Source organism: Streptomyces rugosispiralis (genome assembly GCF_024505145.1).
In the GTDB taxonomy this organism is placed as follows: domain Bacteria; phylum Actinomycetota; class Actinomycetes; order Streptomycetales; family Streptomycetaceae; genus Streptomyces; species Streptomyces rugosispiralis.
In genome coordinates this window covers 78,021-93,499 of the sequence record NZ_JANIAA010000039.1, presented here as the reverse complement: position 1 = coordinate 93,499, position 15,479 = coordinate 78,021, and the positions used below count along the sequence as shown (strand labels likewise).

At 73.0% G+C, this 15,479-nt stretch carries 9 protein-coding genes; 7 read left to right on the top strand and 2 right to left on the bottom strand.

The window, feature by feature from the left end; genetic code table 11:
- Positions 1–29 precede the first annotated feature (29 nt).
- Positions 30–194, bottom strand: a complete 165-nt coding sequence (rpmG, locus tag NP777_RS37580; RefSeq protein ID WP_201854800.1) for a 50S ribosomal protein L33 — start codon at positions 192–194, stop codon at positions 30–32.
- Positions 195–283: 89 nt separating this feature from the next.
- Here rpmG and rpmB point away from each other — a divergent pair, with 89 nt between their 5' ends.
- Together rpmB and rpsN are read left to right on the top strand one after the other, a co-directional pair.
- Positions 284–520 (top strand): 50S ribosomal protein L28, encoded by a 237-nt coding sequence (rpmB, locus tag NP777_RS37575; protein ID WP_256654670.1) that lies wholly within the window; start codon positions 284–286, stop codon positions 518–520.
- Positions 520–825 (top strand): 30S ribosomal protein S14, encoded by a 306-nt coding sequence (gene rpsN / locus NP777_RS37570; protein ID WP_256654669.1) that lies wholly within the window; start codon positions 520–522, stop codon positions 823–825. The genes rpmB and rpsN overlap by 1 nt, the downstream gene beginning before the upstream one ends.
- Before the next feature lie 174 nt (positions 826–999).
- Here rpsN and NP777_RS37565 read toward each other — a convergent pair whose 3' ends face one another.
- Positions 1,000–1,983 carry a GTP-binding protein gene (locus NP777_RS37565; RefSeq protein ID WP_256654668.1) on the bottom strand — a complete coding sequence of 328 codons (984 nt, stop codon included), beginning with the start codon at positions 1,981–1,983 and terminating at the stop codon, positions 1,000–1,002.
- Positions 1,984–2,401: 418 nt separating this feature from the next.
- Here NP777_RS37565 and rpmF point away from each other — a divergent pair, with 418 nt between their 5' ends.
- From rpmF to NP777_RS37540, 5 genes are all read left to right on the top strand, one after another.
- Positions 2,402–2,572 carry a 50S ribosomal protein L32 gene (gene rpmF, locus NP777_RS37560; RefSeq protein ID WP_256654667.1) on the top strand — a complete coding sequence of 57 codons (171 nt, stop codon included), beginning with the start codon at positions 2,402–2,404 and terminating at the stop codon, positions 2,570–2,572.
- A 7-nt stretch (positions 2,573–2,579) separates the two neighbouring features.
- Positions 2,580–3,800 (top strand): GTP-binding protein, encoded by a 1,221-nt coding sequence (locus NP777_RS37555; protein ID WP_256654666.1) that lies wholly within the window; start codon positions 2,580–2,582, stop codon positions 3,798–3,800.
- A gap of 103 nt (positions 3,801–3,903) precedes the next feature.
- The gene (locus tag NP777_RS37550) at positions 3,904–4,662 is read left to right on the top strand and encodes a class I SAM-dependent methyltransferase (RefSeq protein WP_256654665.1); all 759 of its coding nucleotides are present in this window, start codon (positions 3,904–3,906) and stop codon (positions 4,660–4,662) included.
- A gap of 97 nt (positions 4,663–4,759) precedes the next feature.
- The gene (locus NP777_RS37545) at positions 4,760–8,788 is read left to right on the top strand and encodes an amino acid adenylation domain-containing protein (RefSeq protein ID WP_256654664.1); all 4,029 of its coding nucleotides are present in this window, start codon (positions 4,760–4,762) and stop codon (positions 8,786–8,788) included.
- Positions 8,785–15,474 carry a type I polyketide synthase gene (locus tag NP777_RS37540; RefSeq protein WP_256654663.1) on the top strand — a complete coding sequence of 2,230 codons (6,690 nt, stop codon included), beginning with the start codon at positions 8,785–8,787 and terminating at the stop codon, positions 15,472–15,474. Before NP777_RS37545 ends, NP777_RS37540 begins: the two co-directional genes overlap by 4 nt.
- Positions 15,475–15,479 lie beyond the last annotated feature (5 nt).

Here is a 15,479-nt window from a genome sequence, read left to right as displayed (position 1 = left end):
GGCGGGGTGGATACCGGACTTCATGGCGGTCAGCGCTCCTCACGGAAGTCGACATGGCGGCCGGCGACCGGGTCGTACTTGCGCAGGGTCAGCCGGTCGGGGTCGTTCCGCCGGCTCTTGCGGGTCACATACGTGTAGCCGGTGCCGGCCGTGGACCTCAGCTTGATGATCGGGCGTAGTTCATTGCGTGCCATGCGCCACAGCATACACTGAAGTGGTTTTCATTTTCATCAAGCTGGTACGGTGCCACCCACACCATCCCCGGACACTTCGAAAGGAACCCATGTCCGCCCACTGCCAGCTCACCGGCCGGCAGCCCGGCTTCGGCCAGAACATCTCCCACTCGCACCGCCGCACCAGGCGCCGGTTCGACCCCAACGTCCAGCGCAAGCGCTACTGGCTGCCGAGCAAGGGCCGCCATGTCCGGCTCACCCTCAGCACCAAGGCCATCAAGACCATCGACACCATCGGCATCGAGGCCGCCGTGGCCCGCATCCGCGCCCGGGGAGGGAAGGTCTGATGGCCAAGAAGAGCAAGATCGCCAAAAATGAGAAGCGCCGGGTGGTCGTGGCCCGCCACGCCAAGCGCCGCGCCGAGCTGAAAGCGGTCATCGCCGACCCCCGGACCCCGGCGGAGCAACGGCTCGACGCCCAGCGGGAACTGCGCCGCCAGCCCCGCGACGCCAGCGCCACCCGCGTACGCAACCGCGACTCCATCGACGGCCGCCCCCGCGGCCACCTGCGCGCCTTCGGCCTCTCCCGCATCCGGATGCGGGAGATGGCCCACGCGGGCGAACTCCCCGGGGTGACCAAGAGCAGCTGGTAACCCTCACCGAGCCACCGGACGCGGGCGGACGACGCCACATGCCGCACTCCGGCCCGCAGGGTCCGCACCGCGACCCCCGCCGCGTCCGCGTTCGCACTCGCGTCGACGGTCTACCCGGCAGCAAATTTGGCAATGATCACCGTGTGTTACGGCCCGCCACACGGCTCTGGCCACCTACGGTTCAGCTCCCGGGTCCCGGATCGCAGTACCGAGCAGCGGATCGGGCAGGTCGGCCCAGCGGTCGGCGCCGAGTGCCAGTTCACCGTCGTCAAGTACGGCGGCGTCCAGCGCGGCCCGCAGCCGGTCCTCGTCCAGTTCCGCTCCAATGAACACGATCTCGTTGCGACGCTCGCCGTAACGGTCATCCCAGTGCCACGAGGCCAGGGTCCGACGCTCGGATGACGCGGCGCGCCAGGCGCCCGTATCCCCGTCCTCCAACCAGCTCCCCGCCTGCCGCAGTTCGAGATGACGGCCGGCCGAGCGCCAGGAGATGACCGCGTCCGGGTAAGTGGCCACCCACAGGTACCCTCGGCTGCGCACCACCGCGGGCATGACCTGGGGCAGGATCTCCGCCAGCCGCTGGGGGTGCAACGGGCGCCGGGACCGCCACAGCACCGAGGCCACGCCACGGTCGATACCACGGCGGCGCAGGGCGGGGGCGACGACGTCGAGCCGGTCGGCCGGTCCGGCCGCGGCCCACCGGGAACCGGGCCGTGTCAAAGGCGTCAGCAAGGTGCTGTCGCGTTCATCCCGATCGAGGAGGACCAGCGCGGATGGGTTGAGATGGGCAAGCAGAGCTCGGGAGCCGTCAAGGCGGCCGCCGTCCTCCGCTCCGCCATCCCGCAGGACCATCACCTGGGCAGCCTCCACTTGCCGGGCCGCGGCCTCGGCGAGCGTAAGGGGGACAGCCTGCGGATGGTCACCGAAGAGGTGGGCGGCGCGGTGCACACAGCGCAGGTCGCTCAGCAGCCGGGCGGGGTCGACGCCGACGGCGAGGGGCGCGAGATCGTAGTGGTCCGACAGCGGAGTCCTTCCCAGCGGGCTCCGCCACAGCTCGGCCAGAAACGGCAGGGCGTCAACGTTGCCCGGGAGCGCCAGCACGACATGCGGGCACAGGGCGGCCCTGGCAATGGCACCGAGATCCTGACGGATGATCACTGCCGGGTCCCCCGTGGCCACTTGAGACAACGAGGACCGGTGCCGTTCATCACCACCCACGGCAAAGCGCTGCACGAAGGGGTACCGCCCCGCCGCGTCTGCGTGGACCGAGACCGAGAGCACCAAGGCGTCGGGCGAGGCATGCCGCAGCAGGTCCAGAACGTGGCCTCGTGCTTCAGGGGAGTTGCCGGACACCACGCCCAGCAGGCCGCGCCCCCTTCCCCCCGCCCTCACCCCCGCCCCCGTCCGATGGCGGTGACGAGCGCATAAGCAGCCCTGCGTACCCGCGACATCACCAATGGCGGCACTTCTCCTCCTCAGCGACGACCTCACAGCAGCCAGCACACTACATGGAAACGGTACCCATTTTCATGTACGGTCACCGGAACAACACCGACCAGGAAGGGGCCCATACGACATGGCCGTGCCCAAGCGGAAGATGTCCCGGAGCAACACCCGCCACCGCCGCGCGCAGTGGAAGGCGAGCACGCCGGAGCTGGTGACCATCACCATCGACGGCCGCGAACACCAGGTACCGCGGCGGCTCGTCCCCGCCTACAAGCGCGGTCTGCTGCACCCCGAGGACTGACCGCGCCATGGCCGATCAGCTTCCGGTGACGGTCCTGTCGGGATTCCTGGGGTCCGGCAAGACCACCCTCCTCAACCACCTCCTCAACAACCGCGACGGGCTACGGGTCGCCGTCATCGTCAACGACATGAGCGAGGTGAACATCGACGCCGCCCTCGTCCGCGACGGCGACGCGGCCCTCTCCCGCACCGAAGAGCGCCTGGTCGAGATGGTCAACGGCTGCATCTGCTGCACCCTGCGCGACGACCTGCTCGAGGAGGTGGACCGGCTCGCGCGGGAGGGGCGGTTCGACTATCTCCTCATCGAGTCCAGCGGCATCTCCGAGCCCATGCCCGTCGCCGCGACCTTCGCCTTCCCTCGCGACGACGGCGCCACGCTGGGCGAGGTCGCGCGGCTCGACACCATGGTCACCGTCGTCGACGCCGCGAACTTCCTTCCCGAGCTGACCGGGGGTGACGAACTCGTCGAGCGGGGCCTGGACCAGTACGAGGACGACGAGCGCACCGTCAGCGACCTCCTCATGGACCAGGTCGAGTTCGCCGACGTCATCGTCCTCAACAAGCTCGACCTGGTCACCCCCGAGACCGCCGAACGGCTGGCGGCGGCACTGTCCCGGCTCAACCCGGCCGCCCGTCTCGTGCCCGCCACGCACGGCCGGGTCGCTCCCGGGGACGTGCTCGGCACCGGCCGCTTCGACCTCGAACGCGCCCAGCAGGCCCCCGGCTGGGTGCGGGAACTCAACGGCGACCACGTACCGGAGACCGAGGAGTACGGCATCTCCAGCACCGTCTTCCGCGCCACCCGGCCCTTCCACCCGGCCCGACTGTGGGACTTCGTCACCACGGACCTGGACACCGGGGCCTACGGCGGCGTCCTGCGCTCCAAGGGCTTCTTCTGGCTGGCCACCCGCCCGCGGGTGACCGGGCTGTGGTCTCAGGCCGGCGCCGTCGCCCGGTTCGAGCCCTCCGGAGCGCGCGAGGGCCACGGCGAGGCCGGCGAAGTCGCCGAGCGTGGCCAGGAACTGGTCTTCATCGGCACCGGACTGCGCCCCGCCGCCCTGCACCAAGCCCTCTCCGCGTGCCTGCTCACCGACGATGAACACGCGCGGGGCGCTCAGGGCTGGTCGACCTGGCACGACCCCTTCCCCGTCTGGGAGACCTACGGCCTCGACGAGACGTGCGACCACGAGCACGGTCCACCCGAGGCCGAACCCGTGCCGGTGCCCTGAAGCTCAGCACACCCGGCAGGCTCCGAGCGGCGCCACGCGCGGGGTCGGGCCGGGTCCGGTTCACCCCGCACACTGATCCACCACCGCTTTCCGCCGAGGAGCCATGATGAACGACCCTTACGAACGGTCGGCCGAGTACATCGACATCATGATCGCCGATGCTTGGGATACCTTCGGCCCCGCACTGGCCGAGGAGCTGGGAGGTGTCGAAGCCGCCGAGGGGACGATCATCGATCTGGGCGCCGGTTCCGGGAGGGGCGTCCGCGCCGTGTGCGCCGCTCTCCCGGATGACTCCCCGGTTCTGGCCGTCGAACCGTCCCCCTGCCTACGGGCGGTTCTGCTCGCCCGGATCCACGAGGACACGCGGCTGCGCCGACGCGTCACCGTGGACTCGGGCGACGCCCTGAACTGCCCACTCCCCGACCGCATCCGCGCCTTGCTGGCCATGAACATGCTTGGCCACCTTCCACCGGACCAGCGGCAGGAGTTGTGGGCAAGGGTTGTCCCACGCCTGGCTCCCGGGAGCCGCATCCTCCTCAGCCTCGCCCCGCCGACCGCCCCCGTCCACGTCCCGCCGTCCCTGATGGCGAACCTCACCGTGGGAGACCTCACCTACGAAGGCTGGGCGAGCGCCGAACCCAGCGGCGACCAGCAGATCACCTGGCACATGGCCTACCGCACCCTGCGGCAGGGACGACCGCTGTCCGAGGTGACGGTGGACTACGAGTGGTGGGTGCTGGCCGGACCGGAGCTGGCCCGGGAACTCGCCGGGCACGGGCTGTCCCTGCGTCCGGTCGGCCAAGCCGATCTCGGCCTGTATGTCGCTTCCTTGGCGTCGGAAAGACCCGCGATTCAGGGTTGATACGATAATCATTTTCATCTAGCTTCTCGGTGTACCCCTCCGTTCCTCTGCGGGACCAGGGGACTCCCCCTCCTCCTCTAGCGACAACGGAGACCGGATGAGCCAGCCTGCATGTACCGACTCCGCACTCGAGCACGTCACCGACTGCATCGCCGAGGTCCTCGGCACGCAACCGGCCCACATCGCTCCGGAGACCCCGCTGACGGCCCTGGGACTGGAGTCGTTCACCGCCGTGCGGCTGCGCCGCAGAATTCGCGAACGTACCGGTCACGACCTGCCGTTGACCGCCTTCCTGGGGAGCGCGGCAGCGAAGGACCTCGCGGTGCGGCTGTCGGAGCGGGCCGAGGCCCGAACCCCTGACGCCGATCCGGCTTCGGCACCGGCTCCGGCGCCGCAGCCGACGGCCGAGCCCTTCCCCCTGACGCCCATTCAGGAGTCCTACCTGGTCGGCCGGGAGGAAGGATTCGCGCTCGGCGGAGTCGCCACCTTCTATTACTACGAGTACGACCGCCTTCCCCCGGCGGGTGATCCGGCCGCGGACGTGGCGGGGCTCGAAACCGCCTGGAACCGCCTGGTCGAGCACCACCCGATGCTGCGCATGGTCGTGGACGACCGCGGCCGGCAGCGCACTCTGCCCTCTCCCGGTCCGTACCGCATCGGCGTCACCGACCTGCGCGACGCGTCCCCGGCCCAGGTGGCCGAGGCTCTCGCCGCCCTGCGGCACGAGCGTTCCCACCAGGTGCGCCCCGCAGGGCAGTGGCCGCTGTTCGATCTGCACGCGGCGTTCCTGCCCGACGGCCGCACCCGCCTCCATGTGGGCATTGACGTGCTGGTCACGGACATGGCGGGCTGGATGCTGCTCATACGTCAGTGGGGGCGGCTCGTCGCCGACCCCGCTCAGCAGCTCCCGGTGCCGCCCACCGACTTCGCCACCCTGCTGCGTGACCGGGCCACCTCACGGGAATGGGCCGCCCGACGCGAACGGGACCGGGCCTACTGGGCGGAGCGCGCCGCGGACCTGCCGCCCGCGCCGCGCCTGCCGGTGGTCCGCGACCCCGCCGCCACCGAACCCCCCCGGTTCACCCGGCACGCCGACGGGCTCGACGCCGCCGAGTGGCAGGAGTTGCGCGCCCGGTGTTCCGAGCACGGCGTCACCCCGACCGCGGCACTGCTGGCCGCCTTCGCCGTCGTCCTCGGCCGATGGGGCACCGGGGAGCGGGTCTGTCTCAACACCACCCTGTTCGACCGCCCTGACGAGCCCGAGGGCATCGAGCGGATCGTGGGCGACTTCACCACCACGGCGCTGGTGGCCACGCCCCCTTTCGACCCCGCCTCATGGTCCGGGTTCGCCGCGTACGCCGCTGACCTCAACCACCGTTTCTGGGAGGACCTGGACCACCGCTCGGTCTCGGGCGTGGAGGTCCTGCGGGACCTCGGTCACGCGCGGGGGACGCCGCCCTACCCCATCGTCTTCACCAGCGGCGTGGGCCTCTCCGGCGAAGCCGAGCCGGCGGCGGCGTGGATCGGTGAGGAGGTCTTCGGCGTCTCGCAGACCCCGCAGGTGCTGCTCGACCACATCGTCTGGGACGAAGGCGGGGCCCTGCGGATCGCCTGGGACGCCGTCGACGACGCGTTCCCCCCGGACTACGTCCGCTCCATGCTGGCCTCCTTCATACGGCTTCTGCGCCGCCTGACGGACGCGACCGGATGGAAGGATCCGGCCCTGGCCTGGGACCCGTTCGTGCTCCCGGCGGAACCGCTCGACGTCACCCCGTTCCCCGCCGCGGGACCGCTGCTGCACGACCCGGCCGCGGCCGCCGCCCGCCGTGCCCCCGAGCGACCGGCCCTGATCAGCGGCAGCGGTACGACGACACACGGCCGTCTCGCCCAGAACGCCGCCGCGACCGCCGCCCTGCTCACCGCGCGGGGCGTGGGGCCCGGCGACCTGGTCGCGGTCGCCTGCGAGAAGGGCCCCGCCCAGATCGCCGCCGTCCTGGCCGTCAACTCCTGCGGCGCGGGCTATCTGCCCGTCGAGCCGTCCTGGCCCGAGGCCCGCGTCGCCGCGGTCTGTGAACGGGCCGGGATACGGCATGCCCTCGTCGGCCGGGGCGTGCGTGCCCGCTGGCCCGAGGGGGTCACCGTGCACGGCCTCACCGCGGCGGGCCGACCCCGGGCCCAGCGGCAAGCGGAGGAGGCCGGCCGACCGGACGAAACCGCGCGCCCGGCCCCGGACCGCACGGCCTATGTCATCTTCACCTCGGGTTCCAGCGGCACTCCCAAGGGCGTGGAGATCCAGCACCATGCCGCCCGCACCACCATCGACGACGTGGTCGACCGTTTCGGCATCGACGCCGAGGACCGTGTCCTGGCGCTCTCCGCGCTCAGCTTCGACCTGTCCGTCTTCGACATCTACGGTGTGCTCGGGGCGGGTGGTTCGCTGGTCCTGCCCGACCCCGCCCGGCAGCGCGACCCGCAGCACTGGCTCGAACTCGCCGACCGCCACCGTGTCACCGTCTGGAACACCGCGCCCGCCCTGCTGGAAATGCTCGTCGAGTACGCCGAGATCGAACCGGAGGCGGCCACGACGGCCCTGGCCGACCTGCGGTTGGTGATGCTCTCGGGCGACTGGATCCCCCTCACCCTCCCCGACCGGCTGCGCCGGCTCGCGCCCCAGGCCCGGATCATGAGTCTGGGCGGGGCCACCGAGGCGTCCATCTGGTCCATCACGTACCCCATCGGCGGTGTCGACCCCCAGTGGCGCAGCATCCCTTACGGCCGGGCCCTGCGCGCCCAGTCCTTTCACATCCTCGACGAGCGGGGCGGACCCTGCCCGGTCGGGGAGCCGGGCGAGCTGTTCATCGGCGGCGACGGCTTGGCCCACGGCTACATCGGAGACCCTGAGCAGACCGCCGCCCGTTTCGCCCCCCATCCCGTCCTGGGGACACGTCTGTACCGCACCGGGGACCTCGGGCAGTGGCGCACCGACGGCACGATCGAGTTCCTGGGACGCGCCGACCGCCAGGTGAAGGTCCGCGGCCACCGCATCGAACTGGGGGAGATCGAGGCCGTCTTGAGCCGCCACCCGGCCATCCGGCAATGCGTGGTGTCCTCCGTCCCCGGCCCGGACGACCGCCCGCGCCTGGTGGCGTACCTGGCGCCGAGGAGGTCGCACACCGCGCCTCCGGACGGCGAACTCGTCCGGGCGCTGCGCGAACGGCTGCCCGACTACATGATCCCGAGCCGCTTCGTCGTCCTCGACGCGCTGCCCGTCACGGCCAACGGCAAGATCGACCATACGGCGCTCACCAATCCCTACCGCACCGGCGAGGAGCCCGCGAACGACGGTGCGTCGGCCTCCATCTCTCCCCCGCGGACGCTGCCCGGCCCCACCGCCCCCGCGTCCGCGTCCGCCACGGCCTCCGGAGCCACGGCGCCTGCCGCACCCGCCGCGCCCGTGACGACCGCGACTGGCCCCGCGCCCTTCGCGATATGGGCCGAGGTCGCGGTCGCGGAAGCGGCGGCGCTCGGGCTGGAGACCTGGCTCGTCATACGGCCCGGACGGCTCGCCCCGGCCGAGGCGCTCGCCGCGTCGGCACGGTGGCTGGAGCGGATGCGGGAGCTGGCGGCCGATGGCGCCGCTACATGGGAGGAACGTTTCTCCGCAGACGGCCTGGTACAGATCGCCCTCCCGGCTCGGCCCGCGAACCCGAACGGCACCAGCACGCCCACCCTTACCCCGACAACCGGCCGATCCCCCTCCATGAGCGGCTGGACCTCGCCGGCACGCGACGCCGACCCCGCCGTGACCGACGCCGTCACGGCCATCCTGGCCGACCTGACCGGCGGTCCGGTCGAGGCGGACAGCACCTTCACCACGTTGGGGGCGACGTCGCTCACCCTCGTCCTCACACACCGCAGGCTGCGCGAGAGCGTCGCTCCACGACTCGCCCTGGCCGACATGTTCGAACACGCCACGGTGACATCCCTCGCCGCCCACATCACCGGCCTGCGGCTCCCGGACGGAACAGCGCGCGGGGAAACGCCCGCCGCCCCCGCCACCCTCGTATCCACGCGCCGTTCCTCACGGGTCGCCGCCCGCGCCCATGCCCAGGAGGTCGGCCGATGACCGAAGCGTCCGACTCCGGCGAGCCGCTCATAGCCGTCACCGCGCTCGACTGCCGGTTCCCCGGCGCCCCCGACACCGAGGCGTTCTGGGAACTGCTGGTCACCGCACGCCACGGCCTGACCCGGCACTCCGAACGTGAACTCGCCGACCGGGGTGTGCCGCGCCGGCTGCGCACGCATCCCGCGTATGTGCCGGTCGGCGGGGTCATCCACGACCAGGACCAATTCGACCCCGCCCCCTTCGGGATCGGCGACTTCGAGGCCGCTCTCATGGACCCGCAGCAACGGCTGTTCCTGGAAGCGTGCTGGCGCGCCCTGGAGCGGGCCGGACACGGCGGCGGCACCGGTGCGGGAGCCGTCGGCGTGTTCGCCGGCTCGGCCCACAGCGACTATCTGATGCGCAACCTCGCCCACCGCTACAAAGCCGCGGCCACGGACCCGGTCGGAAGCCTCCAGACAGCGATGGCCACGGTGCCCGACTACCTGCCCCTGCACGTGGCACACCGGCTGGGCCTGACCGGGCCCGCGGTGGCGGTCGGGAGCACCTGTTCCACCTCGCTGGTCGCCGTCCATCTGGCTGTGCAGTCGCTGCTGTCCGGTGAGTGCGACACCGCCCTCGCCGGCGGTGTCTCCCTGATCGTCCCCCAGGGGCTGGGGTATCTGCATGTGCCCGACGGCATCTTCTCCGCCGACGGGCGGGTGCGTACGTTCTCCGCCGACGGCACCGGAATCGTCCACACGCAGGGCGTGGGCGTCGCCGTCCTGCGCCGGCTGGACGACGCCCTGGCCGACGGCGATCCGGTGCTGGCGGTGGTGTGCGGCTCCGCCGTCAACAACGACGGCGCCGACAAGACGGCTTTCACCGCGCCCTCGCCACGCGGCCAGGCCCGGGTCGTCTCCGAAGCACTCCACGTGGCCGGTCTGGAACCGCGCCAGGTGAGTTATGTCGAGGCGCACGGTACGGCGACCCGGCTCGGTGATCTCGTAGAACTCACCGCACTGCGCCGGGTGTTCGGGCAGAAGGGCCCTGCCTGGTGCGCCCTCGGCTCGGTGAAGAGCAACATCGGCCACGCGAACTCGGCGGCCGGGATCGCCGGATTCGCCAAGACCGTGCTCGCCCTCCACCATGGCGTCCTCCCCGCCTCCCTCGACGCCACACCGCTCAACCCCGACCTCGAACTGGACGATTCGCCGTTCTCGGTCGTCGACCGGACGACGGAATGGCCCGGGTCGCGTTACGCCGGCGTCAGCTCCTTCGGCATGGGCGGCACCAACTGCCATGTGGTGCTCGGCAGCGCACCCCCGCGCCCGGCGACCGAACCCGATCCGCGACCGCAGCTGATGCTGCTGTCCGCGCACGGCGACGACGCCCTGGCAAGCACCGTGGCCCAGACCGCGGACGCCCTGCGCACGGCGGGCGGTCTGCCGGTGGCAGACGCCTCGTTCACCTTGCACACCGGTCGGATGCCGCTGCCGCACCGTGCCGTGGCGGTCGTCAGGGGCAACCCCTCCGACGACGGCCGCGCACTGCGGACCGCACAACACCGTACGGCGGCGGCCCCGGTCCCCAGGATCGTGCTGGCCTTCCCCGGCGGCGGTGCGCCGTACCCGGGGATGGGGCGCGAACTCCTCGCGGACGAGCCCGTGTTCGCCCGGACGGTCGAGGAGTGCGCCGCCCTCTTCGACGGCGGGGGCTCTCCCCCGCTGACCGGCCTGCTCCTGGCCGACCGCGACGACGAGGAGGCCGTACGGCTCGTCCGCGATCCCGCGTACGGTTTCCCGGCCCTGTTCACCGTCTCCCTCGCCACCGCGCGTGTGCTGCACGCGTGGGGGCTGCGGCCGGACGCGGTGGTGGGGCACAGCGTCGGCGAATACGCCGCCGCTGTGGTGGCCGGGGCGCTGAGCACGGCCGACGCGGCCGCGTTGGTGAAGGTCCGCTCCCGGGGCATGTCCCGTACCGCCGGGGGCGGTGCGATGCTCACCGTGCCGCTCGCGGAAAAGGAGGTCACGGCCCTGCTGGCGGCCCACCCCGAGCTTGACCTGGCCGCCGTGAACGCCCCGGAGTCCTGTGTGGTCTCCGGCCCCGAAGCCGCGGTGGCCGCGGTGGAGGCCTGGCTGGCCGCCGAGGGAGTGCGCGTGGCGCGGGTGCGTCTGGCCGCCGCCGCCCACTCCCGGCTCGTCGATCCCGCCCTGCCCGAACTGCGGGCCGCCGCATCGGGGGTGGACGCGCGGGCGCCCCGTGTTCCCCTGGTCTCCACGCTCACCGGCCGCCACCTCGAGGGCCCGCCCGGCGTGGATCACTGGGTGTCCCACCTGCGGTCCCCGATCCGCTTCTCCGACGCGCTCACGGCGCTGCTGACGGACGGTCCCACCGTGCTCGTGCAGACCGGGCCCGGGAGCGGACTGCTGCAATTCGCCCGCGGTCATCGGGCGCCGAACCTCGTCGCCACCCTCGCCACGTTCCCGGGCCAGGAGGACACCGGCGGTGAACGGGCGGCGCTGCTGGCCGCGGCGGGCGAGCTGTGGACCCGTGGTGCCCCGCTCGACGCCGAGGGCCTGCACCGGCCCGGCCGGCGGCGCGTCATCCTGCCGGGCCACCCGTTCGCACGCCGCAGACTGTGGGTGGACCCGCCCGCGCCGCAAGCCGTGCCGGATCCGGCGGAGGCGGGCGGACCGGACGAGGACGAGCCGTTCCACGTACCGTCCTGGCGCCGGGCACCGGCGCTGGACGACGCGCCGTCGCTCGAAGGCCGCTGGCTGGTCGACGGTCCAGGGAACCACCCGGTCGGCGACGCGGTCCGCACGGCACTGGCCTCGGCCGGGGCGACGCCGGTCAGCGCCGCCGATGTGGCCGCCGACCCCACGGTCCCCTGCGCGGGCGTGATCGTGCTCGACCTGTCCGATACCGGCGGCGCCCCTGCCGACCGGGTGGCCGACGGTGTGCTGCGCCACGCCGAAGTGGCCCGGCTCACCGCCGGATGGGCCGACCGGGCGTGCCTGCTGCACGTCAGCCGGGCGGCCCAGCAGGTCGAGAGCGCCGACCGCCCCGACCCCGGCGGCGCGGCGGCCACGGCCGTCCCGCGCGTACTGGCACAGGAGTTCCCCGGACTGCGGTGGCGTGCCCTCGACCTCCCGGCCGAGGAGGAGCCCGCGACATGCGGCCGGGCCGTATGTGAGGAAGCGGCGGACCTGTCATACGGGGGACGGAACGGGCTGGAGACCGCACTGCGCGGCGGGCACCGCTGGATACGCTCCCTGGCCCCGTGGCAGCCCCGGCTCCCCAAGGGACGCGATGGTGCGGCGCCGGGCACCGCCGTGCTGATCGGCGGGCTGGGGGATGTCGGCCTGGCCATGGCCGGACACCTGGCGGAGGCCGGGTGGCGCGTGGTGGTCACCGGGCGCACCGGTCTGGCGCCCGACCCCGCGCCGGGCAGCCGGGAGGCGGAACGGGCCGCCGCGGTGGCACGGCTGAGGGACCACGGGCTGCCGGTGGAGGTGCGGGCCGTCGACGCTGCGGACCGGGCGACCACCGTGGCGCTGCTGCGGGAGGTGGCCGAGCGGCACGGCGGTGTCGATCTCGTCGTGCACGGCGCGGGCGTGGTGGCGTCGGCGGAGGTGGCGCCGCTGCGGTCCGTCGGCCCCGAGGTGGTGCGCACGCACGCGCGGGCCAAGGTCGAGGGCGCCGAGGCGCTGCGCGCGGCGCTGGAGGAGCTGCCCGAGAGGCGGCGTCCCGCCACGGTCCTGCTGATGTCGTCGGCGACGGCCGTCGTCGGTGGCCTGGGGATCGCGCCGTACGCCGCCGCGAACCGCTATCTGGACGCGCTGGCCGAGCGGCTGGCGCGGGAGGACGGTCGCACCCGCTGGATCAGCGTCGCCTGGGACGCCTGGCGAATCGGACCGGGCGGCGGCGAACGCACCGTGGTGGCACGGCACTCGATCGGCCTGCGGGACGGCATGCGCTCGGTGGACCGGCTCCTCGCCCTGGCCGCCGGCGGCCGGGCCCCCGCCTGGGTGGCCGTCTCCCCCGCCGACCTGAACGCGCGCACCTCCGGTGCCCCGGCCCGGGAACAGCGGCCCAGGAGGGACGGAGCGTCACGGGAGGAGGCCGACGGCGGCAACGCACCCAGGAGCGGCCCGGAAGAGACACTGGCCGGGCTGTGGTCGGAGCTGCTGGGGTTCCCGGTCCACGACCGGAACGCCGACTTCTTCGCCCTCGGCGGCCATTCCCTGCTGGCCACCCGGATGCTGGCCCGGCTCCGCGACGAGCACGGTGTCGCACTGCGGCTCCAGGACCTGCTGTCGCGGCCCACCGTCGCCGCGCTGGCCGAGCTGCTACCGGACGAGGGGACCCCGGTACCACTCCCGCGCCTCGCCGGGACCGGAACCGATACCGCACGCGGTGCCGAACGCGGCGCCGACGGGCCACGGGAGTTCCCGCTGACCCGGGTGCAGCACGCCTACTGGGTCGGCGGATCGGGCGGCTACCGGCTGGGCGACGTCCCCTGCTCGTTCCATCTGGAACACGACTGCACCGGCCTGGACATGGCCCGTTACGAGGACGCCTGGAACCGCGTCATCGCCCGCCACCCCATGCTGCGCGCGGTCGTCACACCCGAGGGCCGCAACCGGGTTCTCGACCGGGTGCCCCGCTACCGCGTCCGGGTCCGGGACCTCTCCGGGCTCGACGAAGAGGCACGCGCCGACAAGCTCGCCCGCATCCGGGAAGCCATGGTCAACCGCGAGCCCCGGCCCGGCCGGTGGCCCCTGGTGGACATCCGCGCCGCCCGTCTGCCCGGCGGGGTCATACGGCTCTTCCTCAATGTGGACGTACTCGTCTGCGACACCGCGAGCTTCCTGGTCTGGAACGGCGAGTTGCGCACCCTGTACGAGGACCCCGGCGCGCGGCTCCCGGCCATCGGGACGACGTTCGCCGACTGCGTCGCCGCCCTGGAGGAACGCGGGCGGGGCCGGGCGTGGGAGCGGGCCGCCGCCTACTGGCGGGCCAGGCTCGACACCCTGCCCGACGCACCGGGCCTCCCCGTACGCCGCCCGGAGCCGGACGCACCCGACGCGCCCACGACTCGGCCCCGCTTCACCCGGCGCGCCGTCCGGCTGGAGCCCGACCAGTGGCAGGTGCTCAAGGCCGAGGCGGCGCGGCGCGGCCTCACCCCCACCGCGGTGCTGCTCGCCGCGTACGCGGACGCGCTGGCGGCGTGGTCGGGGCAGGGGCGGTTCGCCATCACACTGACGCTGTTCGACCGGCCGGAGGTGCACCGGGATGTCGACCTGGTGGTCGGGGACTTCACCTCCCTGATGCTCCACGAGGTGGACCGTACCCGGCCCGGCAGCTTCGCCGACGACGCCGCCCAGGCCCAGCGCACGCTCTTCCGCGACCTGGACCACCGCGAGTTCTCCGCCCTGGACCTGCTGGCGGAGAAGTCCGCCGGCGAGGGACACACCGCGTCCGTGCCCGTGGTCTTCACCAGCGCCCTGGGGCTCGATGGCCCACTGGCCGGCGGACACGACCTGGACTGGGCGGGCACACCCGTGTACGGGGCGAGCAGCACCCCGCAGACCTGGCTGGACCACCAGGTGATCGAGCAGCACGGCGCACTGCTGCTGCAGTGGGACGTATTGGAGAGCGTGCTGCCCGCCGAGGAGGCGGACCGGGCGTTCACCGGATACGTCGCCGCGGTGCGGCGGCTGGCCACCGGTCCCCCGGCCTGGGACACGGCGCGCGATCCACGCCCGGCCACGCCACGGCTTCCGGCCGCTGCCATGGTTCGGGAGGATCCGGGCGAGACAGCGCTGCTGCTGCGCGACGGAGACGGCGGCCGCCCGCTGTTCCTCATGCATCCGTCCGGCGGCGACGTGCTCTGCTACGGCGACATCGCCCGACTGCTGGCGGACGGTCGGAGGCTGGTGGCCCTCACCGACCCCGCGCTGACCGGTGGCACCGGCCCGGCGGACATCCCGGCGATGGCCGACCGCTACCTGTCGGCCGTGCGCGCCTACCAGCCGCACGGGCCGTACCTGCTCGGTGGCTGGTCCATGGGCGGCACCGTGGCCCATGAGATGGCCCGCGCCCTGGAGCGGCGCGGGGAGCGCACCGACCTCCTCGTGATGATCGACTCCAATACGCCGGACCGGATCAGGCCGCTGGGCGGAGCCGACCCCCGGGAGGACACCGCCATCGCCGCCCTCCGCTATCTGCACTCGCTGGAGGCGTTCCTCGACCTGGCGCTCGTCCCGGAGCTCGGGCTCGGGCTCGGGCCGGACGGCGGGACCGACCTGCTCGGGCTCTCCCACGACGAGATCCGCGCCACGGTCACCGAGCGGATGCGCCGGGCCGGGCTGGTCGGCGCGAGGGACACCGCCGACACCCGGCTGGCCGTCTTCGAACGGCATCTGCGTGCGCTGGGTGACCACCGCGCCGGGTACCTGTCCGACCCGGATACCCGGCTGTTGCTCGTACGGGCCTCCCAGCCGTCCCCCCGCAACGCGGCGGTGGGCATGGGCGTCGACGACGCCTCCGACCTGCCCGCCCTCGGCTGGCGGCCCCATATGGCGGGGCCCGTCGAGGAGGCCGTCGTCGAGGGTCACCACTACTCGCTGCTCACCGGCAACGCCGTGAAGACGACCGTCTCCTTGCTGGACCGGGCACTCGCGGCCCTCCCCTCCCGCTGACTCAT

Excerpts from the sequence above, each read along its gene's own strand:
- rpmG (WP_201854800.1), bottom strand. The coding sequence starts at position 194 with ATGGCACGCAATGAACTACGCCCGATCATCAAGCTGAGGTCCACGGCC.
- rpmB (WP_256654670.1), top strand. The coding sequence starts at position 284 with ATGTCCGCCCACTGCCAGCTCACCGGCCGGCAGCCCGGCTTCGGCCAG.
- rpsN (WP_256654669.1), top strand. The coding sequence starts at position 520 with ATGGCCAAGAAGAGCAAGATCGCCAAAAATGAGAAGCGCCGGGTGGTC.
- rpmF (WP_256654667.1), top strand. The coding sequence starts at position 2,402 with ATGGCCGTGCCCAAGCGGAAGATGTCCCGGAGCAACACCCGCCACCGC.
- NP777_RS37555 (WP_256654666.1), top strand. The coding sequence starts at position 2,580 with ATGGCCGATCAGCTTCCGGTGACGGTCCTGTCGGGATTCCTGGGGTCC.
- NP777_RS37550 (WP_256654665.1), top strand. The coding sequence starts at position 3,904 with ATGATGAACGACCCTTACGAACGGTCGGCCGAGTACATCGACATCATG.
- NP777_RS37545 (WP_256654664.1), top strand. The coding sequence starts at position 4,760 with ATGAGCCAGCCTGCATGTACCGACTCCGCACTCGAGCACGTCACCGAC.
- NP777_RS37540 (WP_256654663.1), top strand. The coding sequence starts at position 8,785 with ATGACCGAAGCGTCCGACTCCGGCGAGCCGCTCATAGCCGTCACCGCG.